Consider the following 24,462-nt stretch of genomic DNA (forward strand, 5'->3'; position numbering starts at 1 on the left):
CGAAGTCGTTGCAAACCGTGCGGGCCCGGTGGTGCGTCGTCCACCGGGCCCGCACGTCCCAACTCCCTTGCCGGGCCCGCTCAGTGCGTGGTCAGGAAGGCGGTCAGCGCGTCGGCGATCCCCTGGGCGGCCTGCTGCCGCCACTGAGGGTCCGTCATCCGTCGGGCGTCCGCGGAGTTGCGCATGTTACCGCACTCGATGAACACCTTGGGAACCGCGGAGAGGTTGAGGCCGCCCAGGTCGGAGCGGGTGTCCAGGCCCTCGTCCGCGACGTAGTCGGCGTACGGCTCGCCGGTCGCGGCGTGGAAGCGGTCGCGCAGCAGCAGGCCGAGGCGGTGCGAGGGTTCGACGATCGCGGAGTTGTCCGCCTTGCCGGCGACCACCCTGGCGGGCATGATCACGTGGAAGCCGCTGCCGCTCGCCGGACCGCCGTCGCCGTGCACCGAGACCGCGACGTCGGCGTGCGCGTCGGCGCCCGCCCTGGCGCGCTCGTCCACGCACGGGCCCCAGGGGCGGTCACCGTCCTGGGTGAACACCACCTTGGCGCCCCGGGCGGTCAGCAGGGCGCGGGCCCGGCGGGTGACGTCCAGGGTGTAGTCGGCCTCGGTGTAGCCGGCGTCGGTCTCGGTGCCGGTGGTGTCGCACTCCTTGTGGGCGTTGCCGATGTCGACCTGACGGTTGATCTCGGTGGGGTGGGCGAAGTTGCCGGGGTTGTGGCCGGGGTCGAGCACGATGGTGCGGCCGGTGAGGTCGGCGGGGGGCGCCGCGGTGGGGGTCTCCGGGGTGGGGGTTTCCGCGGTGGGGGTCGACGTCTCGGTGGGCGTGCCCGTCGGCGTGGCGCCCGTCGGGGTGCTGCCGGCCGGCGGCGCCATCGGGGTGCCCGGGGCCTGGCTGGTGGAGACGACGGCGCCGGGCGACGCGGCGGCCGAGGCGCCCGCCGGGCCGGAGTCGTCCAGGGCCCGCCAGCCGAACCAGCCCGCCGTGCACAGCGGTACGACCGCGGCCACCACGGTGGTGGCGCGCAGCAGGGCGGAACGGCGGGGCGGTCGGGAGGTCGGGCCGGTCACGGGTGGTTCAGATCCTGTCCGAGGTGGGCGGGGTGAGACCGTAAGTGGTCGCGATCGGCTTCCACTTGTTCAGGAAGTCGTTCTTCGCCTGGGTGGCCTGCGGGTTGAGTTCGTCCGCGTGCTTCTTGTCCGCCGTGCTCGGCGCGGTGCCGGAGCAGCCCTGGGCGGCGACGGCGCGCGCCCAGCTCGCGTACGCCCGGTCGACGTCGGCGGACAACTGCCAGGCGGACTTGAGCGAGTTCACCGCGTCCGTGCCGCCGGGCAGGTCCGTGACGCTCAGCTTGCCGAGCTTGCCCAGCAGGCCGTCGCGCTGCTTGGCACCGCCGTCGAAGACCTGCGCCGCGCTCTCGATGTCGGCCTTCGCGGGGCAACTGGTCACCTTGGCCACCGCGTTGCCGATCTGGGCCCGGGCGTTCCCGCCCTCGGTGAGCAGGGCGTCCAGTGCCTGGGCCTGGGCCTTGGCGTTGGGGCCGGCGCCGGTCGCGGTCGGGGAGGGCGAACCGGAGGGCGTGGCCGTGGCGCTCGGCGCGGCGTCCGTACCGGTGGGCGCGGGGGCGGGCGGCGGGTTGCCGGAGTCGGTCGTGGTGGCGGCCGAAGGGGCGGGCGCGGCCTGGTCGTTCTTGCCGCCGTCGTTGCCGGTGGTCGCGTACAGCAGGCCGCCGCCGACCGCCAGGACCAGCAGCACCGCGAAGCCGATCAGCAGCGGGGTCCTGCGGTCGGCCGGGCGGTCCCGGTCGTCCTCGTCCTCGTCGTCGAGCGGCTGGGCGGTCGGGTAGTCCGGCTGGGCGGGGTACGGGGGCTGCTGGTACGGGGCCTGCTGGTACGGGCCGGCCGTGGGCGGCGGCGGGTAGACGTAGCCGGGGCCCGGGAGCTGCCCGCCCTGGGAGCCGCGGTCCTGCGGGGTCGCGTGGGAGGGGAACGGCGTGGGCGCGGGCGGGCCCGCCGAGGGCGGGGCGCCCGGGGGCGGCGGGGCGACCCGGGGGAGGGCGGTGGTGGGCGCCCCGGGGCCCGGGTCCGTGGCGGGCATCGGGGTGGGCATCGGGGTGGGCGCGGGGGCCGGTGCCGACATGTCCGGCGGCGGGCCGAAGCCCGGGGCGGTGGACAGGTACGGGCGGGCGCCCAGCGGCGGTCCCTGATCGCCGACCGCGCCCGCGGTGGGGGGCGCCGGCGGTTCGCCGGGGGCGGACCCGGCGTCCGGGTGCTGCGGATTGCGGACCCAGCCGCCCGCGCCGCCGCGCGCGGTCGGGTCCCAGACCGCCGGAGCGGTGTTGTGCTGGTCCGTCATGTGCCGCTAGCCCCCACCGTCCGCCGATGCTCTGCCTGGTGCTGCCGCCCGTGCCGCAGCTGCCTGGTGCTGCGCGGCCACCGTACCGTTCGAGCACGCGCCCGACAGCCCCGGCACGACGTTAGAGCATCCGGGCGGGGCTGTGGGGGCGATCTCGCGGGGTGGTCGGGGCGGTCGGGGCGGGGCCGTCAGGGCCGGTCCGGGTCGGTCAGGCGGCGGTCCGGCGCAGCACGCGCAGCGAGCCGGTCACCGAGACCTCCTCGAAGCCCTCGGCCAGCGCCCGAAGGTACACCCGGTACGGGGCCTGGCCGCCGTCCGCCGGGTCCGGGAACACGTCGTGCACCACCAGCAGGCCCTCCGGCGCCAGGTGCGGTGCCCAGCCCTCGTAGTCGCCGGTGGCGTGCTCGTCGGTGTGCCCGCCGTCGATGAAGACCAGGGCCAGCGGCCGGCCCCACAGCGCGGCGATCTGCGGCGAGCGGCCGACCAGCGCGACCACGTGCTCCTCCAGCCCGGCGGCGTGCAGGGTGCGACGGAACCGGGGCAGGGTGTCCATCCGCCCGACCTCCGGGTCCACCAGGGTCGGGTCGTGGTACTCCCAGCCGGGCTGCTGCTCCTCCGAGCCGCGGTGGTGGTCCACGGTCAGCGCGACCGTCCCGGCCTCCCGGGCCGCGGCCGCCAGCAGGACCGCCGAGCGCCCGCAGTAGGTGCCGATCTCCAGCACCGGCAGCCCGGTGCGCCGGGCCGCCGCCACCGCCGCCGCGTACAGCGCGAGCCCCTCGTCCACCGGCATGAACCCGGTGGCCGCCTCGAACGCCGCCAGCACCTCCGGCGCCGGACGGGCGCCCTCCAGCAGGTCGGACATGCGGTGCTCCTCGGGTTCGGACGGCGGACGGACGTGCTCGGACCCTACTCGACGGTAGCCGCGGCGGCGGTCCCGGGTGGGGCGATTCCCGTATGCAGGGCCTTTCGTGGAGCCGCTGGTCGGGCGGGTGGTCCGGGGTGGTTTTGGAACGCGTTCCAGTGAGTCGCCGGAGGCCGTGCCAGAATCGCCCCGACCCTTGACCCGAGGCACACCGGGAGCAGCCCCATGCGCGCAGCCGTTCTGCACAAGACCGGCCAGGACACCCTCGACGTCCGGGAGGACGTCACCGCGGTCGGTTTCGGACCGGGCACCGTACGGGTCCGGATGCGCGCCGCCAGCCTGTGTCACTCGGACCTCTCCGCGATGAGCGGCGTCCTGCCGCAGCCCGCGCCGTTCGTCCCCGGGCACGAGGGCGCCGGGGACGTCGTCGAGGTCGGCGAGGGCGTGACCGGCGTCGCCCCCGGGGACCGGGTGGTGCTCTGCTGGATGCCCCCCTGCGGCCGCTGCGCCCACTGCGACCGCGGCCGCGGCCACCTGTGCGTCGCCAGCCTGCGGCGGCTCGGCGCGCCCGGCTTCCGGCTGGCCGAGGACGGCACCGAGGCCTCCGGCTTCTACGGCACCGGTGCCTTCGCCGAGGAGGTGGTGGTCGCCGCCGACGCCGTCATCAAGGTGCCGGCCGACCTCCCGTACGAGGCCGCCGCACTCATCGGCTGCGGGGTGACCACCGGCATCGGCGCCGCGGTCAACACCGCCCGGGTCGAGCCCGGTTCCACGGTCGCGGTGATCGGCGCGGGCGGCGTCGGCGTGGCCACCGTCCAGGGTGCCCGGGTCTGCGGTGCCGCCCGGATCACCGTCGTCGACCCGGTGGCGTCCCGCCGCGAGCGGGCACTCGCCTTCGGCGCCACCGAGGCGATCGCCCCCGAGGAGCTGAAGGCCGCCGCCAAGGGCCTGCCCGGCGGCGGCTTCGACTACGTCTTCGAGGCGGTCGGCCGCGCGGCCACCGTCCGGGCCGGCTACGACGCGGCCCGGCGCGGCGGCGCGGTCGTCGTCATCGGCGCGGGCGCGCAGGACGACCTCGCGCAGTTCACCATGGGCGAGCTGTTCTTCAACGAGAAGCGGCTGCTGCCCTCGCTGTACGGCGGGGCGCCGGTGGCCCGCACCGTCGGACTGGTCGTGGACCTGTGGCGGGCCGGACGGATCGACCTCGACGGGATGATCACCCACCGGGTCGGGCTGGCGGACGTGAACCTGGCGATCGAGCAGATGCGCGGCGGCGAGGCGCTGCGGACGGTGGTCTCGCTCGGCTAGCTCTGTCTTCTTCCGGGCCCATGACGGGCGAGGGCCCGCCGGGATGTGTCCTCGGCGGGCCCTCGCGGGTGCGGTCGTTCCTCGGGATCAGCCCTGGGCGCCGGCCGCGCGGTGGCGGCCGTGCGGGTCGGCCCCGGGGGTGTCGTCGGAGGCGGAGCCACCGCGGTGGCGACCGTGCGACGCGGTGTCCTCGGCCGTCTTCTCGTCGGCGTCGGTCCCGGTGATCGCGGGGCCGGTGGTGTCGGTGAGGGTGTCGGACATGAGAAATCGTCTTCCGTGCGGAGGGTGCAGGTCATCGGCGCCCGCCCGGCGCCTGCGGCACACGGTCGGGTCCCCGATCGGGCGCTCGGTACGCGCCACAGCCGGTGATCGCGGCCCGTGCCCCGGCCACCATAACGGCCGGGACGGACGAGATCCTATCGACCTCGTGGGGCGAGTCCCGCCCCGCCCGGGGTGGCTGACCGACGCCTTCGCCGCCCGGCGGCCGACCGCACCCAGCTGCGAGAAGTCGGTGCGGGAAGACCGGTGCCGTCCCCGCCTGTCCGGACCGGCGGGGACGGCACCCGTGGGCCGAACCTGATCAGCTGTTGGTGAAGATCAGACAGGTCAGGACGAGACAGGTGTACTGGCAGCCGCTGCCGTGGCCGGTCAGCTCGACCGACTCGGTCTCCGGCAGGTCCTGCAGCGCCGCGAGGTCGGTCTCGAAGTCCACCATGTTCTCCATGGTCGGATCCTCCCCTTGAGGTGCGCCCGCGGCGATCTGCCTGCGGGCATCGGGTGTTCGCCCCGGGCGGCCTCCATCCGCCGCGCCGGGGGTCGTGCCCCGGGCCGCCGTGGGCCCGGGAGTCCGTGGTGTGTGTGGTGAGGGGTCAGCCCGGTCGGCCGGTCCGCAGGAACGCGGCCAGCAGTTCGTGCAGCACGGCGGCGCCCTCCTCGGCGAGCACCTCGTGTCCGGAGCCGGCCGCCTCGACGTACCGGAAGTCCGCGCCCTCGACCCGCCCGATCCGCAGCAACTCGTGGCGCAGCGAACGGGATTGGCTCACCGGCACCACCTCGTCCCGGTTGCCGTGCACCACCAGCAGCGGCGCGCTCAGCCGGTGCGCCAGCTGGAGCACGTCGCGCGGACCGCGGGCGTCCAGGACCGGCTCGCCGCCGCCGAGCCGGGTGGTCAACGCCCGTACGGGTGGCGCCGCTTCGGCGAGCAGCCGGGCGCCGGACAGGAACGGTGCGACCACCGCACAGCGGGCGACCTGCTCGGCGGGGGCGTGCGCGGCCGCCAGCAGGGCCAGGAACGCGCCGTAGCTGACCCCGAACAGGGCGGGCGGTTCCAGGCCGAGTGCAGCGCGCTGACCGGCGATGCCCTCCAGCAGGTACAGCACGTCGTCCAGGTCCGGACCGCCCCAGGCGCCCCGGATCGCCAGCGCGTGCGGCACCCCGTAGCCGGTGGAGCCGCGCTGGTTGGGCGCGACCACGGCCAGACCCTCGGCGGCCATCCGCTGCAGCGCCGGGTCGAACTCCAGCCGCCAGGCGTCCGCCGGTCCGCCGTGCAGCGCCAGCACCAGGTGCGGGCTGCTCAGCCAGGCGTCCCCGCCGTACACCACGGCCTCCAAGGGGCCTGCCGGGCCCGCGAGTTCGAGGCTCTGCGCGGGCTGCCAGCGGCCGCCGTCACCGGGCGGGGTGCTGCCGTCCAGGCGCCAGCCGGCGGGCGGGGCGGGCGAGCTGCGCGGTCCGCCGGGCTGCCAGGGCAGTGCGGTGTCCCGCCAGGGGCCGGGCAATCCCGAGCCCAGCGGGGCGAGTTGGAGCGGCAGCGGGATCGGGGCCGATCCGGCCGGAGCCGGTCCGTGCGCCAGCAGGGCGTCCACGTCCAGGGTGGCCAGCGCCGCCGGGTGATCGGGGGAGGAGTACGGGATCCGCAGTCCCGCCTCGTCCCAGTGCCCGACCGCGCCCAGCCGCCCGGGCGGCACCGGCAGCGGGTCCAGCCGGCCGACGCCGGGCCGCCACAGGGCGAGCGCCGACCCGGCGCCGTGGTCGATCTGCACCGCGACCCGGGGGCCGTCCGCCGCCTGCCGAAGCGCGACCGGCCGCAGGAACATGCCCGTGACGTGCAGGCGTTCCGGGAACCGCAGCGGCTCCCCGCCGCCCAGCACGCCCCAGCCCAGCCGATCGGTGCCGGGCGCGTCGCTGCGCACCATCGCGAAGCGGCTGTCCGGGTCGAACAGCACCAGCCGGTCGTTGCTGTGCTCGCCGATCTCCAGCAGCGGGGTCGTGATGCCGCTGCGCAGGTCCAGCACCACGCTGCGGACCAGCCCGCCGGCCACCCGGTCCAGCGCGAGCAGCGCGCCCGCGTGGTCCAGCCAGGCGCCGCCGCCGTGCAGGCCGGGGATCTCGGCGACCCGTACCGGCTCGCTGCCGTCCACCCGGACCAGCCACGCGGTGGTCGCCGGGCGGGTGTCCGTGCCGAGGGCGATCGCCACCGGGGTGCGCGGGTCGGCGCCGGGCGGCACCGGGAGCGCCAGCAGGCGCAGTCCGGGCATCCGGAGCGTGGCCAACTGCTCCTCCACGGTGCCGTTCTCACCGTACGAGAGGCGGACCAGGTCGTGCCGCTCGCCGTCGTGCCGGCAGACCAGCACCGAGCCGTCGGGCAGCGCGACCAGCTGCGAACGCAGGCTCTCCGAGCGGTTGCCGGGCAGCGGCAGCGCGGCCGGGGCGGCCGCTGAACCGTCCGGCGGGAGGCGCCAACTCTCCACGTACCAGCCGCTGTCGGCTGCCGAGGCCAGGCAGGCCGCGTGGCTGCCGTCGGCGGCGAAGGCGAAGCTCAGCCGGCGCAGGGCCTGGGTGGTGGTGCGGGTGGCCACGTTCACGCCTCGCTCACCCCGCTTGAGTGGTGGGGGAGTTGCCGCCGGACGGGGGAGACCGGGTCCAGCCAGAGCCGGGGGCCGCCGTGGCGGAGCCGGAGCAGGAAGGCCAACGGCCCTGCGGTGCCGGTGCCGTAGCCGGCGGCGCAGCCGGTGCCGGTCTCGTCGGGGAGGACCAGCAGGCCGTCCCGCAGTGCGGAGCGGGCGGTGATCACATCAGCCAACTCCCTTGCGCTGGTGCGGAATTCCCGCTCGCCGGTGGCCTCGGCGAGATCCAGCAGGTACTCGCCGTCGCCGGCCGAGCCGTGGCAGGCGCTCACCCCGCTGTGCCAGCGGCCGGCCAGCACGGCCCGGCCGGCGGCGCGGGCGAGGCCGAGGGCTTCGGCGTCGCCGGTGGCCCGCCACAGCCGCAGCAGGAAGCTGCCCGCGCCGGAGGAGCCGCTGCACCAGTGCGAGAGCCGGAGGTGCTCCGGATCGCCCGCGCTCTGCGGCCACCAGGCGGTGCTCCGCTCGGCGTCGCCCCACCGTACGGTCGCGCCGAGCGTCCGCCCGGCGGCGAGCGCGGCGGCCGTGCAGTCCTCGCGCAGCGCGCGGTGGTCGGTCGCCCCGGCGGCGGCGAGGAGGAAGGCGCCCACGCCCGCCACGCCGTGGGCGAAGCCGAGGTGGGTGATCCCGGCGAGTGCCGAGTCGAAGTCGCCGGGCACCGGCCAGACCGTCCCGTACGGCTCCTGCCGCGCGGCGGCGAGCAGGGCGCGGGCGCAGCGGGCGGCCCGGTCGGCGAAGACCGCGCGGGAGTCTTCGGCGAAGCCTTCGCCGAAGTGGTCGGCGGCGAAACGGAGTTGGGTGAACCCAGCGCCCGCCGCGCCGTGGCACACATCGGGGTTGGGCCACTCGACGGGCGCCCGCCGGGCGAGCGCCGCGGCCCGTTCGGCCGCGGCGTCGTCGCCCAGCGCGCGGGCGGCGTCCAGCAGCGCCCACGCCGTCCCCGAGCGCCCGAAGTGCAGCCCGGGCAGAACCACCGGCTCGGCGGCGACCCGCCGTTCGATCCAGTCCGCGGCGGTACGGGCCGTGCGGGCGGCCTCCGCCCGCACCTCGGCCGGCAGGCCGTCGGTCGCGACCGCCCGGGCCAGTACGGCGAGCACGCCCGCGGCGCCGTGCTGGACGTTGCACGGGTCGGTCCGCTCCCCGGCGGGCACGACGGGCCACAGCCGGTCGGACCGCTCGGGCGTCGCGCCGGCGGCGAGGTGCCGCAGGCCGTCGTGCAGCAGGCGGTCGAGCGCGGGGGTGTCCGCCGGTACGTCGGAGGGCGCCGGGTCGCCGCCCGGTCGGGGGACGGCGTGCCACAGCGGAGCGACGACGGCGGTGGACGCGGGGCCGGGTGGGTGCGGGCCGCTGCCACCCCGGCGCCCACTGAGCCGGGTGCTTCCCGCGGCGGGGCCGTCCGGTCGCCCGGCCGCGTCGTCCGCTCCAGCCCGCCCGGCCCGCCCGCCCAGGGCCTCCCGGGCCCGGGCCACCCCCCACCGTGCTGCCGGCTCCTCCGCCCGCAGGCCCAGGACCACCGGCGCCAGCCGCCGCGCCGTCGCACCCGAACGGGCTGCGAGGGCGAGCCAGCGTCCGAGGCGTTCGGCGACGGGCCGGGCCTGCGGGAGGTCCTCGGGCAGGAGCGGGTCGTGTCCGGTGGCGAGCAGGAAGAGCAGTCCGCCGAGCGCGTACAGGTCGACGGCCGGGGCGGCGAGGCTGGAGCCCGCGGGTGCGAGCCGGCCTTGTTCGGGGGCGCGGTAGCCGGGGGTGCCGGCGGTTCCGGCCCGGCGGCCGGTTTCGGCGGCGAGTTCGAGGTCGACCAGTCGCAGGCTGCCGTCCGGGCGGACCATGACGTTGCCGGGCGAGAGGTCGCGCAGCACCAGCCCTTGGGCGTGCACCCGCTCGACCAGGTCGAGCAGCCCGTGCGCCACCGGTCCGGCCTCGGCCCAGTCCACGTCGGGGCTGCCGTCGCGTCGCAGCCGGGCCGCGACCCAGCTGCCGAGCGGCTGTCCGGCGATCCGTTCCTGCACCAGGAAGAGGGAGTCGTCCTGCTCGATCAGTTCGACGGCGCGCGGTACCACCTCCTGCCCGTCCAGCCGGGCGAGCAGCGCGGCCTCGTGGCGCAGCGCGTCGCGGGCGTCCGTGCCGGCGCGGTCGACCTCGATGTGGGCGCGGGCCTGCTTGACCACGACCTCCGCGCCGCTCGCCGTCTCCCGGCCGAGGAACACGCCCCCCTTGGCGCCGTGCCGCACGGCGGCCGTCACCGCGTAGCGCCCGGCCAGCAGCACCCCGGCCCCGCCCCCGCCCCCGCTCCCGCGTTCGCGCGCGTTGGGGGGAGCGAACGGGTCCCGCACCCACCCCGGTGCCCGGTACGACCCACCGCGCACGTCCTCGGTGCGTTCCCCGCCCGGCCCGCGCAGCACCGAGCGGTACTCCCCGTCGTTGCCGAGCTCCGCCCGCGCCGCGAACGCGCCGTAGCGGTAGTGCACCCGGCTGCCCGGCCGGTACGGCCGGTCGGACAGCACCACCGGGCCGGGCAGTCCGGCCGTCACCCGGTCCAGCTCGGCCGCCAGCCGCTGGAACTGCGCGTCGTCGGCCGGGTAGACGGTGATGAACTTGCCCGCCGAACCACGCTCACTGTTACGGGAGTTGAGCTCGCGCAGCCGCTCCTCCGCAGCGGCGAACTTGAAGCTGCACGGGTCCACGGCGAGCACCCGCAGCACCGCCGCGAGCACCTCCCCGCCGACCATCGAGGCCGCGCTGACGTGGAGCTTCCAGCCCTGCTCCGGTAAGGGCGAGGACGCGGACGGCCTGGCCGTGCACCAGAAGCCCCCGACGGTGACCTCCCAAGCACCGCCGCCTCCCCGGCCTCCGGCACCGGCCAGTGCCGCCCGCGCCGCCTCCGGCCAGCCGCCGGCCGCATCATCCGGTCCGTGTCCCGCCGATCCCCCGCCCACAGCAGTACGCAGCGATGTGCCCGCCCCCATTCGCCACCACATCCCTTCGTCCGTTGTTGTCGGGGAACCCCTCCGGGGGGATGAGGACTGGGCCGCTCGATCGACGGGCCCGGACCGCGTCGGCAGCGCTCCCACCCCGGCTTCCGGCCGGGGCGAACGGGGCAACTGCCGTTCGCAGGACTGAAGTTAGTTTCGAGAAAACCGCGGGCTCAACGCAGAGCCGGTCACTTCACTCGTAAGGGTGAGCCAGGGGCGGTTTCGAATTCGTACGAGAACCCTGCTGTGAGTAACGGTCGCCGGGCGTGCGGGAGCGCGCCGCCCGCGCGGGGCGCTCGGGGCGCCCCCGTCGCAGGTTGACGCGCATCCGTACGGCCCCGGCACCCGCGACCGAACGGCTCCGGACGCCCGCGCGGGACCGCCGACGGCGTCCCCCGATCGGCCGAGGCCCGACCGCCCCCGCGCGCACGGTAGTCTCGACAGGTGCCGAAACTGTCCGACGTCATCACCGCGCTCGAAGAGGTCTACCCCCCGCAGTGGGCGGAGTCCTGGGACGCCGTCGGCCTGGTCTGCGGGGACCCTCAGGCCGAGGTCAGCCGCGTGCTGTTCGCCGTCGACCCCGTCCAGGCGGTCGTCGACGAGGCCGTGGAGTGGGGCGCCGACCTGGTGGTCACCCACCACCCCCTGTACCTGCGCGGCACCACCAGCGTCGCCGCCACCACCTTCAAGGGCCGGGTGGTGCACACGCTGATCAGCAACGGCATCGCGCTGCACGTCGCCCACACCAACGCCGACCACGCCGACCCCGGCGTCTCGGACGCCCTCGCAGAGGCGGTCGGTCTGCGGGTCACCGGCCCGCTGGTGCCGGACCCCACGGACCCGCTGGGCCGTCGCGGCTCCGGCCGGATCGGCCTGCTGGAGACCCCGCTGACGCTGTCCGCCTTCGCCGCGCAGGTCGCCAGTGGCCTGCCCGCCACCGCCGCCGGCGTACGCGTCTCCGGCGACCCGAACCGGCTGGTGAGCCGGGTGGCGGTGTGCGGCGGCTCGGGCGACGGCTTCCTCGCCGACGTACGGGCGGCCGGCGTGGACGCCTACGTGACCGCCGACCTGCGCCACCACCCGGCCTCCGAGGCCACCGAGGCCGCGCCGGTCGCGCTGGTCGACGCCGCCCACTGGGCCACCGAGTGGCCCTGGCTCGGCCTGGCCGAGCGCGCCCTGCTGGCCGCCGCCGACCAGCGCGGCTGGGCCGTGGAGACCAAGGTCTCCCACCGGGTCACCGACCCGTGGACCGCGCACGCCCCCATGTCCTTCACCGCCTGACCCGATTCACAGGAGCTTTCCGCTTGAACGCCGCGCCCGCCGACCAGATCCGCCTGCTCGACCTCCAGGCCATCGACTCCAAGCTCGACCAGCTGGCCCACCGGCGCCGGAGCCTGCCCGAGCACGCCGAGATCGAGAAGGCCACCGCCGACCACACCGCGCTCAAGGACCTCGTCATCGCCGCCGAGGCCCAGAAGGGCGACACCGCCCGCGAGCTGACCAAGGCCGAGCAGGACGTCGAGCAGGTCCGTGCCCGCGCCGCCCGCAACCAGCAGCGCCTCGACTCCGGCGCGATCACCTCGCCGAAGGACCTGGAGAACCTCCAGCACGAGATCGGCTCGCTGGCCAAGCGCCAGGGCGACCTCGAGGAGGTCGTGCTGGAGATCATGGAGCGCCAGGAGAGCGCCAACACCCGGGTCGAGGAGCTGAGCGCCCGCCTGGAGCACTCCACCGTGATCCTCAAGGAGGCCGAGGGCCGCCGCGACGCCGCCTTCGCCGAGATCGACGCCGAGGCCGACAAGGTCAAGCGCGACCGCGAGACCGTCGCCGCCGTCATCCCGGCCGACCTGCTGAAGCTGTACGCCAAGCTGCGCGAGACCCAGGGCGGCGTCGGCGCGGCCCGCCTCTACCAGCGCCGCTGCGAGGGCTGCCGCACCGAGTTCTCGATCACCGAGCTGAACGCGATCAAGGCCGAGCCGGCCGACAAGGTCGTCCGCTGCGAGAACTGCTCGCGGATCCTGGTCCGTACGGCCGACTCGGGCGTCTGACCCGGTGGCGGCGCGCTTCATCGTCGAGGCGGACGGCGGGTCCCGGGGCAACCCGGGGCCGGCCGGCTACGGCGCGGTGGTCCGGGACGGCGACACCGGGCAGCTCGTCGCGGAGGCCGCCGAGTTCATCGGCCACGCCACCAACAACGTGGCCGAGTACCGGGGCCTGATCGCCGGACTCAGGGCTGCCCGCGAGCTCGACCCGGACGCCTCGGTGGACGTCCGGATGGACTCCAAGCTGGTCGTCGAGCAGATGTCCGGGCGCTGGAAGATCAAGCACCCCGACATGCAGCCGCTCGCCGCCGAGGCGCGCGCGGTCTTCCCGCACGGCCGGGTCACGTACACCTGGATCCCGCGCGAGCGGAACAAGGACGCCGACCGGCTGGCCAACGAGGCGATGGACGCCGGCCGCGACGGCCGCCAGTGGGAGCCCCGCAAGCCCGTCGGGGCCGTCGCCGTCACCGAGGAGCCGCCGCTCGAGCAGGCCGTCCCCAAGGCCGGCTGGGCCGCCCCCGCCGACCTCGGCACCCCGACCACCTTCGTCCTGCTGCGCCACGGCGAGACCCCGCTCACCCCGGAGAAGCGCTTCTCCGGCAGCGGCGGCACCGACCCGGAGCTCTCCGACAAGGGCCGCTGGCAGGCCGAGCGGGTCGCCGAGGCGCTGGCCGCGCGCGGCAGCATCCAGGCGGTCGTGGCCTCACCGATGCGGCGCACCCGGCAGACCGCCGAGATCGTCGCCGCCCGGCTCGGCCTGGAGGTCCGGTACGAGGACGGGCTGCGCGAGGTCGACTTCGGCGCCTGGGAGGGCCTGACCTTCGCGGAGGTGCGGGAGCGCTACCCGGACGACCTGACGGCCTGGCTCGGCTCCGCCAAGGCCAAGCCGACCGGCAGCACCGAGAGCTTCACCACCCTCACCCACCGGGCGGGCGTCACCCGGGACAAGATCCTCGCCCGGTACCCGGGCAAGACGGTGCTGGTGGTCTCCCACGTCAGCCCGATCAAGACGCTGGTCCGGCTCGCCCTCGGCGCCCCGCCGGACTCGATGTACCGGATGGAGCTGTCCGCCGCCTCGATCTGCGCCGTCCAGTACTACGCGGACGGCAACGCCTCGCTGCGGCTGCTCAACGACGCCTCGCACCTGCGTTGAAGCCCCTTCCAGCGGGGGTCAGCGCACGTCGCCGGGGTCAGTGCACCTCGGTGACCACCACGTCCAGCTGCCACGGCTTGCGCGCCGTGCCCTCCGCGGCCAGCTCGACGTGGTGGCCCAGCGCCAGCAGCGCGTCCATCAGCTCGGTCGGGGTCTTCGGCTCGGTCCCGGCGACCAGCAGGTCCCGAACGATCCGCCCCTTGGTCGCCTTGTTGAAGTGGCTGACCACCGTGCGCTTGCCGTCCCGCTCCTGCAGCACCCGGACGGTCGCGGTACGGGAGGCCACCTCGCCGGCCGGCTTCCAGGCCGCCGCGTAAGCGGAGCTGCGCAGGTCCAGCACCAGCCCGTCCGCCACCTCCGGGAGCACGGAGGCCGTCGCGCTCCGCCAGTACGCGCCGAGCGCCCCCAGTCCGGGGAGTTTCACGCCCATCGAGCAGCGGTAGGACGGGATCCGGTCGGAGATCCGCACCGCGCCCCACAGACCGGAGAACACCAGCAGCGAGCGCTCGGCGCGGTCGTACGCGGCGGCGTCCAGGGTGGCCAGGCCCAGGTTGTCGAACAGCACCCCGGTGTACACCTCGGCGGCCGGGCGGGCCCCGGCGGTGGGCAGGCCTGCGTTCTTGGCGATCTCGCCGCGCAGGCCGGGCGTGAGCCCGAGTACCTCGGCGGCGGTGTCCTCGTCGCCCCGGCACAACCCGACCAGCGCGTCCAGCACCGCGCCGCGCGCCGCCGTCAGCCCCGCCAGCGACAGCCGCTCGAGCGCGACCGGCTCGCCGTCCCCGGACGCGGCCTTGCCCTCCGAGGGCGGCAACAGCACCAGCACAGCGGACTCCTCAACACTTTGTGGCGGACGAACCCCGCCACCCTACTGCGGCCGCTCCGGCGCCCAACGCCACGCACAGGGGCGAGTAGTACCGCACGTTCAGCCGCCGGAACCGCTCCGTGCGCCCGCTGACCCGCCCGAACACCACCGGCCCGGCCACCCCGCGCGCCACCAGCACCCCGGCCACCGCCCGCACCCCGGCCCGCCGCAACGCCCGCGGACCGGCCTGCGGCAGCACTCCGGCCTCCGCCCCCACCAGGTAGGAGGCCGCCCCCAACAACCCCGCCACCGCCAGGCACGCCCCGGCCGGCGGCACCCCGTCCCCCGTGCCGACCACGGTGTCCGCGAAGTCCTCCGGCGTCCGCAACGGCCAGGGCGTCACCGCCCACACCGCGTGCAGCGCCCCGGTCACCGCCAACGCCGCCGACACCGCACCCCCGGCGACCCGTACCGCAGCACCCATGCCCGAACCCCCTCCGCCCTGTTCCACCCCCACCGTACGAGTGCTCACACCGCCGCCGACACCCGCACCGGGCCGCCCGACGCACGCGGCCGCCGCCGGGGCGGCGGCAATTCGGTGGGAATGTCCGGCGTTCCCCACTACGGTGAGCCGCACCACGGTGAGCCGCGAAGGAGAGTGACCGAGATGACCATGCGACCCCTGGACCTGGTGCCCGGCGACGGCGAAGCCGTGGAGGAGTCCCTGTCCGTGCGCCTGCCCGCCGGCCTGCCGGACGAGACCCGGCAGGCCCTGGAGTTCGCGCTGCGGGCTGCCGCGCAGGCGGTGATGGCCGGGCGCGTCCGGGTGACGGAGGCGGCCACCGGGTCGGACACCGCCGAACTGGCCTTCGAGGTCCGCCAGTCCGAGCTCCCGGAGGCGCTCACCGAGGGCGCACCGGGCAAGGCCGAGCGCCGCGCCGCCATGGTGGCCCGGATCCGCGCCGCCAACGCGGAGACGCTGGAGAGGCTGAAGGACCTGTGACCACCGAGTACCTGGACCTCGACGACGTCACCTACCTCGCCGGGGGCCCGCAGAACGTCCGCGACCTCGGCGGCCTGCTCTCGGCGATCGCCCGCCCGCAGGCGAGCCTCTTCGGCTCCGACGCCTACCCCGACCTGTGGACCAAGGCGGCCGCGCTCGGCCAGAGCCTGGCCCGCAACCACCCGCTGGTCGACCGGAACAAGCGCACCGCCTTCGAGGCGATGCTGCTGTTCCTGGACTACAACGCCGAGCCCTACGCCGACCCGCACCCGGACGACGCCGTGGCCTTCATGCTGCGGCTCGCCACCGGCGGGTACGACGACGCGATCGGGCTCGCCGCCAAGGACCTGAAGTCCCTGCTCGGGCGCTGAGGGCGCGCTGAGCCTCCGTCCGGAATCACCTGATTCCGCCCTACGCTGGCCTGCATGCCTCGCCGAAAACTACGCGTCAAGGCCGCCGACTCCGCCCGGATCAACACCGAGCTGACCGAACTGCGCACCCACTTGGAGATCCACACCGAGTGGCCCGAGGCGGTGCTCGCCGAGGCGGAGGAGGCGGCCGAGCACCCGTGGCTGCCGGAGCACGACGCCACCGACCTGCCGCTGTTCACCGTCGACCCGCCCGGCTCCCGCGACCTCGACCAGGCCATGCACCTCAGCCACCGCCCCGGCGGCGGCTACCGGGTGCACTACGCGATCGCCGACGTCGCCGCCTTCGTCCGCCCCGGCGGCGCCATCGACGCCGAGGCCCGCCGCCGGGTCGAGACCCTCTACTTCCCCGACCACCGCGTCCCCCTCCACCCCACCCGGATCTCCGAGGACGCCGCCAGCCTGCTGCCCGGCGAGCCCCGCCCGGCCCTGCTCTGGCAGCTGGACCTGGACGCCGACGGCGCCGTCGTGCTGGCGGACGTCCGCCGCGCCCTGGTGCGCTCGCACCGCCGCCTGGACTACGCCGCCGTCCAGCGCGCCGTGGACCTCGGCGGCGCCGACGAGCAGCTCGCCCTGCTCGCCACCGTCGGCCGACTGCGCGAGGAGCAGGAGCGCGCCCGGGGCGGGATCAGCCTGCCGGTGCCCGAGCAGGAGGTCGAGGAGACCCTGCACGGCTACGTCCTCGGCTACCGCGCGCCCAGCCCCGCCGACGGCTGGAACGCCCAGATCTCGCTGCTCACCGGCATGGCCGCGGCCGAACTGATGCTGGACGCGGGCGTCGGCCTGCTGCGCACCCTCCCCGCCGCGCCCGCCGCCGCGTACGAGCGGCTGCGCCGGATCGCCGCCGCGCTGGACGTCGACTGGCCGCAGGCCGTCCCGTACCCGGAGCTGATCCGCTCGCTGGACCCGGAGGTGCCGCTCAACGCCGCCTTCCTCAACGCCTGCACCGGTCTGCTGCGCGGCGCCGGCTACCACGCCTTCGACGAGTCCCGCGGCCTGCCCGCCCCCGCCGAGCCGGGGCACGCCGCGCTGGCCGCCCCGTACGCGCACTGCACCGCGCCGCTGCGCCGGCTCGGCGACCGCTTCGCCCAGGAGGTGTGCGTGGCGGTGGCGGCGGGGGAGGACGTGCCGGACTGGGCGCGGGAGGCGCTGCCGGCCGTGCCGGCGCTGATGGCGGGCGGGGACCGGCGGGCGGGCGAGGTCGAACGGGCCTGCGTGGACCTGGTGGAGGCGGAGTTGCTGGTCGGCCGGGAGGGCGAGGACTTCGCCGCGGTGGTCATCGAGGTGGACGAGAGGCGTCCCGGCTCGGGCACCGTCCAGCTGCGCGAGCCAGCCGTCCGGGCCCGCTGCGACGGCGCGGCGTCCGGCTCGCCGGACGGGGTCGCCGCCCGGCTGCCGCTCGGCCGGATGATCGACGTCCGGCTCACCACGGCCGACCCGGCGACCCGGACGGTCCGCTTCGCCGCGGTCTGAGGCGCCGTCCGATGGTCCACCGCCGGAAGCCCGAAGCCGGACGCCGGAAGCCGGAAAACCGGAGACCGAAGCCGGAGACCGGAAGCCGGAGACCGAGAGCCGCCGACCCGGCCACCCGGACGGTCCGCCGTACCACCCCGCCCCCGCCCCGGAGTGGGAGGATCGGTCCGTGCCCGATCCCCAGCCCCCCGCCGCCATCCCCGCCGCCCGCGTCCCCGTCGCCGGGCGGCGCCGCCGTCTGCTCGTCCTCGCGATCTGCTGCCTGAGCCTGTTCATCGTCGGCCTGGACAACACCGTGGTGAACATCGCACTGCCGGTGATCCAGAAGGACCTGGGGGCCCCGGCCTCCGGCCTGCAGTGGATCATCGACGCCTACACCCTGGTGCTGGCCTCGCTGCTGATGCTGTTCGGCTCGGTGGCCGACCGCTTCGGCCGTCGCCGGGTGTTCCAGATCGGGCTGACCTGCTTCGCGCTCGGCTCGCTGCTGTGCAGCCTGGCGCCGAGCCTGGAGTGGCTGGTGGTGTTCCGGGCGCTGCAGGCGGTGGGCGGCTCGATGCTCAACCCGGTGGCGATGTCGATCATCACCAACACCTTCACCGACCCGAAGGAACGGGCCCGGGCGATCGGCGTCTGGGGCGGTGTGGTCGGCATCTCGATGGCGCTCGGCCCGCTGCTCGGCGGCTTCCTGGTGGACGGCGCCGGCTGGCCCTCGATCTTCCTGATCAACGTTCCGGTGGCCCTGCTCGCCATACTGCTGACCATCCGTTACGTCCCCGAGTCGCGCGCGCCGCGGCCGCGCCGGCTCGACCCGGTGGGACAGCTGCTGATGATCGTGCTGCTCGGCTGCGGCACCGCCGCGATCATCGAGGGCCCGGGCAACGGCTGGACCTCCCCGCTGATCCTCGCCCTCGCCGCGGCCGCGGTGGCCGCGCTGATCGCCTTCCCGCTCTGGGAGCGACGGGTCGCCGAGCCGCTGGTGGACCCGCGGTTCTTCGCCAGTGCGCCGTTCACCGGCGCCACCGTCACCGCGGTCTGCGCCTTCGCCGCGCTCGGCGGCTTCCTCTTCCTCAACACCCTCTACCTGCAGGACGTCCGGCACTACGGCCCGGTCGAGGCGGGCCTGTGGACGCTGCCGATGGCCGGGCTGATGCTGGTCTGCGCGCCGCTGTCCGGACGGATCGTCGGCAGCCGGGGCCCGCGCCTGCCGCTGGTGGTGGCCGGGCTCGGCCTGGCCGCGAGCGACCTGCTGCTCACCCGGCTGACCGCGGACTCCCCGGCCGCGCTGCTGCTGGTCGCGTACGCGCTGTTCGGTTTCGGCTTCGGCATGGTCAACGCGCCGATCACCAACGCGGCCGTCTCCGGCATGCCGCGCTCCCAGGCGGGCGTGGCCGCCGCCGTCGCCTCGACCAGCCGCCAGGTCGGCCAGTCGCTGGGTGTCGCGGTGATCGGTACGGTCGTCACCTCGGCCGTGGTCGGCCCGCTGGCCACCGGCTTCGCCCCGGCCAGCCACGCCGGCTGGTGGATCCTGGTCGGCCTCGGCGCCGCGATCCTCGCCCTCGGCGTGCTCACCACCGGCACCTGGGCCACCGACACCGCCGCCCGGGTGGCCGCCCGCCTCGGCGCCGAGCCCCCGGTGGCCCGGTCCGGTGTTCGGGAGGCCCCGCCCGAGCGGCTACCATGACCACTACGGCGGAAGAGCCGGCCGGGCGGTCGCGACGGGTCCCTGACCCGCCGAGGAACGTCCGGGCTCCACAGAGCAGGGTGGTGGGTAACGCCCACCCGGGGTGACCCGCGGGACAGTGCCACAGAAAACAGACCGCCCACCGCTTCGGCGCGTGGGTAAGGGTGAAACGGTGGTGTAAGAGACCACCAGCGACCGGGGTGACCCGGCCGGCTAGGTAAACCCCACCTGGAGCAAGGTCAAGATCGGTGCCTCCGGGCACCGTGCGCGAGTGTTCGAGGGCTGCTCGCCCGAGCTCGCGGGTAGACCGCACGAGGCTGTCGGCAACGGCAGCCCTAGATGGATGGCCGTCTCCCCGGGCCGCGCAAGCGACCCGGGTGACAGAACCCGGCGTACAGGCCGACTCTTCCGTCGCCGATCTGAGGGAAGGCCCCTGACCTGCGAAACAGCAGGTCAGGGGGCCTTTTCATGCCTCGAAGACCTGTAACCACTTGCTGACTCTTCGTTTCTGTTTCTGCCTGTTTCTGGGTGTGCTGTGGCGATCGCGTGGCGGTGAGAACTGTCGAAACAGCCATCCGAGACCCATGCGCTGATCACGACAGCACTCGACGCGCGACTCAGCTGGCCAGCGCCTCCCCGAGCAGCGCGTACGGCCGACCGGTGAGCTGGCGATGCAGCGTCTCGGCGCGGGATCGGATCAGACCCTCACGGTAGGTGGCCGGCAGCCGCTCCCACACCCCGGATGCCATTTCGGCGGCACCGGACGGGTCGCCGTCGACGTGCAGGCATGCGGCGGTGTCCACTGCCAGCAGGGCGCGCACCATCACCGACGGAGAATCCGTGAGCGCCAGGGCGTCCTCCTGCGCCTGGTGGGCGCTGCCCGTGTCGCCCAGCAGTGTGTACGCCTGCGACAGGTGCACGTGGTGCTTCTGCTCGGGGTAGCCAAACCAGGTGTCGGCCGCCTCGGCGCCGTCCAGGCGCTCCGCGAGATTGCGCGCGTCGTCCAGTGCTCGCCGGGCCCCATCGAGGTCTCCGGAGGTCGCCTGCGCTGGAGAACCTGCTGGAGATGTTCCGCGAGTGCCCGCCCTACCGAGTCACGGTGTCGATGTACGGGGCGACCAAGGCCAGCTACGACGAGCTGACCCAGCGACAGGGCGCCTGGGACCTGTTCATCCAGGGCATGAACGCCGCCCGCCGCGCCAGGCTCCCACTGCGGATGAGCATCATCGTCACCGAGGACAACGCCACCGAGGAACAGGCGATGATCGACCTGTGTGAAGGCTGGGGGCTGGAGTACAACGTCTTCGCCAACTTGACTCCGACGATCTACGGCGGGGCGGAGTCGCTGACCACGCAGTCCAAGGAGCACCTGCGAATGCGCAAGCCGTTCGGAGGCTGCAACGCCGGACACACCTTCTTCCACACCGACCCACACGGGCTGGTGTCCATCTGCAAGATCGGCCGTGACGACCAGATCAGTCTTCCCTCCGAGGGGATCGACGGCCTCGCCCGGCTCGGCGCCATCGCCGACCGCCTCATGCTTCGCACCGGTGGCTGCTCCGGCTGCCAGCTCTCAGGCTCGTGCACTGTCTGCCGGCCGCTGGCCAAGCACTACCAGGAGGCGAAGGCACCACTCGCAAGTTACTGCCAGCACGGGATCAAGAAAGCAGGATGACATGACCGCTGTAGCTGTCGAACTCTCCCCGAGGCGTCCGCTCCCGGACGACGGCCCGGCCCAGCGCCTGCCGTACCTCACGAGGCCGATCGCGGCCCCGACCCCGCCCGTCACCGAGATCATCGCCGTCGGCGACCTGGACGACGTCATGGACAGCGTGAAGTGCTCGTGCAACGCGGGCGACGACAATCCCCACTGAACCACCTGCTGATCGCGCCTGATCAGTAACGCTCAGGCCCCGGCGCTCTCTGCGTCGGGGCCTGAGCCGTGCGGGGCGGGCGAGTAGGGTGCGGGTATGGATCTGCGCTGGGACTTGCTGCGCCCCGTGATGTGCGTCCCGTATTTTCCGACGCTCGGGCCGCTCCACCCCGAAGCTGTTTCCGCTGAGCTTCTGGCCGAGGTGTTCGCCGTCGCTGGCACTGGAGAATTCCTGCCGCACGACAAGGACCGGCGGTGGTCCGACCACAAGGACGAGCATGTCCTGGTGGACGCCGTCGTTCAGGACCAGGCTCGCACACTGATCCCCACCATCACCGGTCGCGGCATCCTGCGCGTCCATCTCTATGGCGCCCGCGAGTACCGGCCGGAGGCCGAGGAGCTGGCCGCCAAGCTCGCCGCCGGGCGCGATGCATCCAAAGCCCGTGTGGTGTGGTTCCAGGACGCCGCCGACCCAGTGGCCGCCTCTACCCGCGTACAGCTCCGTGCCTTCGATCAGGACGCACCTGCCGTTGAGGGAATCGAGGCCCTCGGCCAACAGCCCGAAGCCATCCGGACCACCTTCCCCGAGTTCGCCGAGAAGCTGGCCGGCGAGGGCTTCGTGTTCCTGCACTCCCGGATCGACAGCGTCGGACCCGTGCTGGTCGCTGTCCAGGACGAGCGCGTAGTAGGCGGAATCGGCCCCATGGAGACCATGGCCGACCCCATCGGTAGGCGACGACTCCTCCCGCAGTACTTCGGTGTTCTGCCGGAATACCGAGGCCTCGGCCTCGGGCGGCTCCTGTGGCGCTCGGCGATGCACTGGGGCAAGGAGTGCGGCGCCGACTACCAGCTCTTGCAGACAGCTGCCGGGGGCGCATCCGACCGGCTGTGCCAGAGCGAGGGCCTGGCCGACCTCGGATTCGTCTGCACCACCACCGTCTGACGAGAGCCTCACGACGGACGAGGAGCCGCTCAAGAGGCGAAGTGAGTGGCGGTCGCCGAAGGTGTGGCGATCACGTGGCGATCGGACCGCCGGGAACGACGTTTCCGCGGGTCGCTGCTCGTGAAGAGACTGTTCCCGGCGTACAGGCCGACTCTTCCGCCCCCTGAACGGCCGAAGGCCCTCCGACCCGCACGGGTCGGAGGGCCTTCGTGCATCGAGGGGGCTCAGGCCGGGCGGGAACCGACGGCATCGCGGATCTGATCGCCGAGGCCGCCGTTGACGCGGGCGCAGTTGGCGCAGCAGAAGAAGCTGCCGGCCACTTCGACGCCGTGGCCGACGATGCGGACATCGCATTGTTCGCAGCGGGGGGCGAGCTTCTGGATCGCGCATTCGAAGCTGTCGAAGGTGTAGGTGTCGCCGGTGACCGTCTTGATCTCGAAGGCGAGCCAGTAGTCGTTTCCGCAGGTGACGCAGGTGGCCATGGCGGCCGTCTCCTTCCGGTGGGGGCAGCCGGTGGGTGGCGGCTGACACTCCCAGTGTCGAAGCGGAGGTCGAAGGCGGCCACCCGGCGGGACCGCCAGGCGGATCAGGCGGAGCGGGCCGAGAGCTCCGCCAGGGCCCGGACGGCGCGGTCGGCTTCGTCGGCGGCGACGAACAGGTGGTCGTGGTGGAAACCGGCCACCACGTTGCAGCTGATGCCCTCCTCGGCGAGCCGCCCGGCCACGGCCGCGGTCAGTCCGACGGCCTCCAGCGCGGAGTGGATCTGCAGGGTGATCCAGGCCGCCACGTACTCGTAGCGCAGCCCGAGGGCGTCCGCCTCCTCCTGGGGGACCACGACCGTCACCCCTTCGGGTTCGGCGACGGTCACCACCGGCCGCATCCCGGCGGGCACCTTCGCGGGGAGGGTGCAGTAGACGTACCGCCCCGGGTTGAGCTGCGGTCGCATCCCGCGCAGCAGGGTCGCAAGGTCTCGTTCACCGGCCATGCCCGTCACCGTATCGGCTCGTCGGTGGCCGCGCCGCCTGGTGGAGGCGTGTCGGAATCCGTTGACGAGCGACAGTCGCCGATATATCGTCGAACTATCGAGACAGTGACTCGACTGTCTCGGAGAACCAGATGGAACCTCAAGGAGGTGGGCGCCATGCGCTCAGGAATGCGATTCCGCGGAGAGGGCCCGCGCGGCGGCGGACGACGTCGTGGTCCGGGTCCGGACTTCCGGGGCATGCCCGGGGAGGGCTTCGGGGAGCGGGCGGCCTTCGGCGGCTTCGGCCCGCCGTTCGGCGGCGGCCCCGGCCGGCCGATGGGCGGCCCGTTCGGGCACGGCTTCGGCGGGCACGGCGGTCGGCGCGGCGGCCCGCACGGTCGGCGCGGTGGCCGGGCCCGGCGCGGTGACGTCCGGGCCTCGCTGCTGGCGCTGCTCAAGGAGCGGCCGATGCACGGCTACGAGATGATCGCCGAGATCACCGAGCGGACCAACGGGGCCTGGCGGCCCAGCCCGGGCTCGATCTACCCCAACCTCCAGCTGCTGGAGGAGGAGGGCCTGATCACCGCGGAGGAGGTCGGCGGCAAGCGGCTGGTCTCGCTCACCGAGGCGGGCCGCGCCGAGGCCGAGGCCGGGCCTGCGGAGCCGTGGGCCGAGGCCGGCCGGGAGGTCGACTGGGAGGCCGTCCAGGAGGTCGGGCAGGCGCTCGCCGCGGTCGACCAGGCGGTCCAGCAGGTGATGCGGACCGGCACCGAGGCGCAGCGCACCAAGGGCCTGGCGGTGCTGACCGAGGCCCGCAAGAAGCTGTACCTCATCCTCGCCGAGGATGACTGACCGGTCCGGGGGGACCGGTGCCGCCGGTGAGCCGACGGGCACGGGCGCTGCGGCTGCTCAGGGATGGGTCAGGAACAGGGCCACACAGGCGAGCAGCAGCACCGCCCAGCCGAACCAGAGCCAGCCGTCCGGGCCGATCGTCACGGAGTAGAGGCACACCACCAGCAGCAGCACCGCCGTCACCCCGGCGACCTGCCGGTTGTGGTGGGCGGCCGCCTGCGCGCGGCTCCTGCGGTGCCGTTCCGCGTACCGGACCGTCCTGGCCATGCCGACCTCCCGGGGAGGCGAGGGGGGAACGGACGGGCGGACCGTCAGCCGGAGGCCGCCTCGTCGTACTCGTAGCGCCAGAACCAGCTCAGCCCCCGCACCTGCTTGGTCCGGACGTACACCAGTGTGCGCGCGGGGGAGTCACCGTGCGCGGGGACCGGGACCTTGTACTTCTTGGGCACGCCGAGCATCGGCCCCAGCGGGATCGGGAGGACCTTCCCGTCCAGGGGGCCGCCGACGAATTCGGTGTCCGCGCTCTTCACCCCTCCAGGGTCTCACCTCCACGCGGTGGCCACGCCGGGAGCACCCCGCAGCGGAGGCCCGGTGAGGACGAAGTGCCCGGGGTGTGACCGGAGAGGCACCGCCCCCGGTCATCGGGAGGCCCCGCGCACCCTTATCCTTCCTGTTACGCCCTCGGGTTCACCCCGGGTCAGCGGGCCCCGTACGGGCCGGGCGAGGCGCGAGTCTGCGTGCCCTCCGGCCGTCACCGGCGCGGACAGCGTGCTGCCGCGACAGGCGTACCGAGACCCGGGCGTCGGCCGTCCGGTGACCCCGGGCCGCGGTCGGCAGGGCGCGGACAGCAGGGCCGA

At 74.6% G+C, this 24,462-nt stretch carries 26 protein-coding genes and 1 other RNA gene; 13 read left to right on the forward strand and 14 right to left on the reverse strand.

Going from position 1 to position 24,462, the window contains the following annotated elements; genetic code table 11:
- Positions 1 to 80 precede the first annotated feature (80 nt).
- The 3 genes from O1G21_RS26760 to O1G21_RS26770 all read right to left on the reverse strand — a co-directional run bounded on the left by O1G21_RS26760 (position 81) and on the right by O1G21_RS26770 (position 3,214).
- Complete coding sequence (locus O1G21_RS26760; protein ID WP_270147206.1) at positions 81 to 1,067, reverse strand: N-acetylmuramoyl-L-alanine amidase; 987 nt, start codon at positions 1,065 to 1,067, stop codon at positions 81 to 83.
- A gap of 7 nt (positions 1,068 to 1,074) precedes the next feature.
- Positions 1,075 to 2,352: a hypothetical protein gene (locus O1G21_RS26765; RefSeq protein ID WP_270147207.1), complete on the reverse strand. Its 1,278-nt coding sequence runs from the start codon at positions 2,350 to 2,352 to the stop codon at positions 1,075 to 1,077.
- Between the two features lie 208 nt (positions 2,353 to 2,560).
- Positions 2,561 to 3,214, reverse strand: coding sequence for a class I SAM-dependent methyltransferase (locus tag O1G21_RS26770; protein WP_270147209.1), 654 nt, complete (start codon positions 3,212 to 3,214; stop codon positions 2,561 to 2,563).
- Positions 3,215 to 3,439: 225 nt separating this feature from the next.
- Between O1G21_RS26770 and O1G21_RS26775 the strand changes: the two genes are divergently transcribed.
- On the forward strand, positions 3,440 to 4,522 hold the full coding sequence (locus O1G21_RS26775) for an alcohol dehydrogenase catalytic domain-containing protein (RefSeq protein ID WP_270147211.1): 1,083 nt from the start codon (positions 3,440 to 3,442) through the stop codon (positions 4,520 to 4,522).
- An 87-nt stretch (positions 4,523 to 4,609) separates the two neighbouring features.
- Here the strand turns inward: O1G21_RS26775 and O1G21_RS26780 are convergent, their stop codons facing one another.
- The 4 genes from O1G21_RS26780 to lanL form a co-directional block, all read right to left on the reverse strand.
- Positions 4,610 to 4,783, reverse strand: a complete 174-nt coding sequence (locus tag O1G21_RS26780) for a hypothetical protein (protein WP_270147212.1) — start codon at positions 4,781 to 4,783, stop codon at positions 4,610 to 4,612.
- A gap of 319 nt (positions 4,784 to 5,102) precedes the next feature.
- Positions 5,103 to 5,246 (reverse strand): VenA family class IV lanthipeptide, encoded by a 144-nt coding sequence (locus O1G21_RS26785; RefSeq protein ID WP_270147213.1) that lies wholly within the window; start codon positions 5,244 to 5,246, stop codon positions 5,103 to 5,105.
- Between the two features lie 145 nt (positions 5,247 to 5,391).
- A complete protein-coding gene (locus O1G21_RS26790; protein WP_270147214.1) occupies positions 5,392 to 7,383 on the reverse strand; it encodes a S9 family peptidase in 1,992 nt (663 codons plus the stop codon).
- Positions 7,380 to 10,397, reverse strand: coding sequence for a class IV lanthionine synthetase LanL (gene lanL / locus O1G21_RS26795; RefSeq protein WP_333493496.1), 3,018 nt, complete (start codon positions 10,395 to 10,397; stop codon positions 7,380 to 7,382). Before lanL ends, O1G21_RS26790 begins: the two co-directional genes overlap by 4 nt.
- 438 nt (positions 10,398 to 10,835) lie before the next feature.
- Between lanL and O1G21_RS26800 the strand changes: the two genes are divergently transcribed.
- Genes O1G21_RS26800 through O1G21_RS26810 form a run of 3 tightly spaced genes read left to right on the forward strand, consistent with a single transcriptional unit; the run spans position 10,836 to position 13,586 of the window.
- Entirely contained in the window at positions 10,836 to 11,672 is an 837-nt protein-coding gene (locus tag O1G21_RS26800; RefSeq protein WP_270147217.1) for a Nif3-like dinuclear metal center hexameric protein, read from the forward strand.
- 23 nt (positions 11,673 to 11,695) lie between these two features.
- A complete protein-coding gene (locus tag O1G21_RS26805; protein WP_270147219.1) occupies positions 11,696 to 12,439 on the forward strand; it encodes a zinc ribbon domain-containing protein in 744 nt (247 codons plus the stop codon).
- Between the two features lie 4 nt (positions 12,440 to 12,443).
- Positions 12,444 to 13,586, forward strand: coding sequence for a bifunctional RNase H/acid phosphatase (locus O1G21_RS26810; RefSeq protein ID WP_270147221.1), 1,143 nt, complete (start codon positions 12,444 to 12,446; stop codon positions 13,584 to 13,586).
- 37 nt (positions 13,587 to 13,623) lie between these two features.
- Here O1G21_RS26810 and yaaA read toward each other — a convergent pair whose 3' ends face one another.
- Both yaaA and O1G21_RS26820 read right to left on the reverse strand, forming a co-directional pair.
- The gene (gene yaaA, locus O1G21_RS26815) at positions 13,624 to 14,409 is read right to left on the reverse strand and encodes a peroxide stress protein YaaA (RefSeq protein WP_270147223.1); all 786 of its coding nucleotides are present in this window, start codon (positions 14,407 to 14,409) and stop codon (positions 13,624 to 13,626) included.
- 10 nt (positions 14,410 to 14,419) lie between these two features.
- Positions 14,420 to 14,872, reverse strand: a complete 453-nt coding sequence (locus tag O1G21_RS26820; protein WP_270147224.1) for a DUF3995 domain-containing protein — start codon at positions 14,870 to 14,872, stop codon at positions 14,420 to 14,422.
- 183 nt (positions 14,873 to 15,055) lie between these two features.
- Here O1G21_RS26820 and O1G21_RS26825 point away from each other — a divergent pair, with 183 nt between their 5' ends.
- From O1G21_RS26825 to rnpB, 5 genes are all read left to right on the forward strand, one after another.
- Positions 15,056 to 15,391: a hypothetical protein gene (locus tag O1G21_RS26825; RefSeq protein WP_270147226.1), complete on the forward strand. Its 336-nt coding sequence runs from the start codon at positions 15,056 to 15,058 to the stop codon at positions 15,389 to 15,391.
- Positions 15,388 to 15,762 carry a type II toxin-antitoxin system death-on-curing family toxin gene (locus O1G21_RS26830; RefSeq protein WP_270147228.1) on the forward strand — a complete coding sequence of 125 codons (375 nt, stop codon included), beginning with the start codon at positions 15,388 to 15,390 and terminating at the stop codon, positions 15,760 to 15,762. Before O1G21_RS26825 ends, O1G21_RS26830 begins: the two co-directional genes overlap by 4 nt.
- A 54-nt stretch (positions 15,763 to 15,816) precedes the next feature.
- Positions 15,817 to 17,292, forward strand: a complete 1,476-nt coding sequence (locus O1G21_RS26835) for an RNB domain-containing ribonuclease (protein ID WP_270147229.1) — start codon at positions 15,817 to 15,819, stop codon at positions 17,290 to 17,292.
- A 169-nt stretch (positions 17,293 to 17,461) separates the two neighbouring features.
- A complete protein-coding gene (locus tag O1G21_RS26840; protein WP_270147231.1) occupies positions 17,462 to 18,973 on the forward strand; it encodes an MFS transporter in 1,512 nt (503 codons plus the stop codon).
- A 13-nt stretch (positions 18,974 to 18,986) separates the two neighbouring features.
- Positions 18,987 to 19,384: RNase P RNA component class A (rnpB, locus tag O1G21_RS26845), an RNA gene on the forward strand.
- Positions 19,385 to 19,590: 206 nt separating this feature from the next.
- Here the strand turns inward: rnpB and O1G21_RS26850 are convergent.
- The gene (locus tag O1G21_RS26850) at positions 19,591 to 19,893 is read right to left on the reverse strand and encodes a hypothetical protein (protein WP_270147233.1); all 303 of its coding nucleotides are present in this window, start codon (positions 19,891 to 19,893) and stop codon (positions 19,591 to 19,593) included.
- Between the two features lie 146 nt (positions 19,894 to 20,039).
- Here O1G21_RS26850 and O1G21_RS26855 point away from each other — a divergent pair, with 146 nt between their 5' ends.
- The 3 genes from O1G21_RS26855 to O1G21_RS26865 all read left to right on the forward strand — a co-directional run bounded on the left by O1G21_RS26855 (position 20,040) and on the right by O1G21_RS26865 (position 21,789).
- A complete protein-coding gene (locus O1G21_RS26855; protein WP_333493497.1) occupies positions 20,040 to 20,648 on the forward strand; it encodes a hypothetical protein in 609 nt (202 codons plus the stop codon).
- Between the two features lies 1 nt (position 20,649).
- Entirely contained in the window at positions 20,650 to 20,847 is a 198-nt protein-coding gene (locus tag O1G21_RS26860; protein ID WP_097238145.1) for a hypothetical protein, read from the forward strand.
- A 96-nt stretch (positions 20,848 to 20,943) separates the two neighbouring features.
- Positions 20,944 to 21,789: a GNAT family N-acetyltransferase gene (locus O1G21_RS26865; RefSeq protein ID WP_270147235.1), complete on the forward strand. Its 846-nt coding sequence runs from the start codon at positions 20,944 to 20,946 to the stop codon at positions 21,787 to 21,789.
- 224 nt (positions 21,790 to 22,013) lie between these two features.
- Here O1G21_RS26865 and O1G21_RS26870 read toward each other — a convergent pair whose 3' ends face one another.
- Positions 22,014 to 22,271, reverse strand: a complete 258-nt coding sequence (locus tag O1G21_RS26870; RefSeq protein ID WP_270147237.1) for a Prokaryotic metallothionein — start codon at positions 22,269 to 22,271, stop codon at positions 22,014 to 22,016.
- Positions 22,272 to 22,375: 104 nt separating this feature from the next.
- Positions 22,376 to 22,774: an ACT domain-containing protein gene (locus O1G21_RS26875; RefSeq protein ID WP_270147239.1), complete on the reverse strand. Its 399-nt coding sequence runs from the start codon at positions 22,772 to 22,774 to the stop codon at positions 22,376 to 22,378.
- A gap of 156 nt (positions 22,775 to 22,930) precedes the next feature.
- Here O1G21_RS26875 and O1G21_RS26880 point away from each other — a divergent pair, with 156 nt between their 5' ends.
- Positions 22,931 to 23,605, forward strand: coding sequence for a PadR family transcriptional regulator (locus O1G21_RS26880; protein ID WP_405000712.1), 675 nt, complete (start codon positions 22,931 to 22,933; stop codon positions 23,603 to 23,605).
- 57 nt (positions 23,606 to 23,662) lie between these two features.
- On the opposite strand, the gene O1G21_RS26885 is transcribed toward O1G21_RS26880, so the two are convergent.
- Both O1G21_RS26885 and O1G21_RS26890 read right to left on the reverse strand, forming a co-directional pair.
- The gene (locus O1G21_RS26885; RefSeq protein WP_270151506.1) at positions 23,663 to 23,872 is read right to left on the reverse strand and encodes a hypothetical protein; all 210 of its coding nucleotides are present in this window, start codon (positions 23,870 to 23,872) and stop codon (positions 23,663 to 23,665) included.
- Positions 23,873 to 23,916: 44 nt separating this feature from the next.
- Positions 23,917 to 24,135 carry a hypothetical protein gene (locus O1G21_RS26890; RefSeq protein ID WP_270151507.1) on the reverse strand — a complete coding sequence of 73 codons (219 nt, stop codon included), beginning with the start codon at positions 24,133 to 24,135 and terminating at the stop codon, positions 23,917 to 23,919.
- Positions 24,136 to 24,462: the final 327 nt, after the last annotated feature.

The sequence above is a fragment of the Kitasatospora cathayae genome, assembly GCF_027627435.1.
In the GTDB taxonomy this organism is placed as follows: Bacteria; Actinomycetota; Actinomycetes; order Streptomycetales; family Streptomycetaceae; genus Kitasatospora; species Kitasatospora cathayae.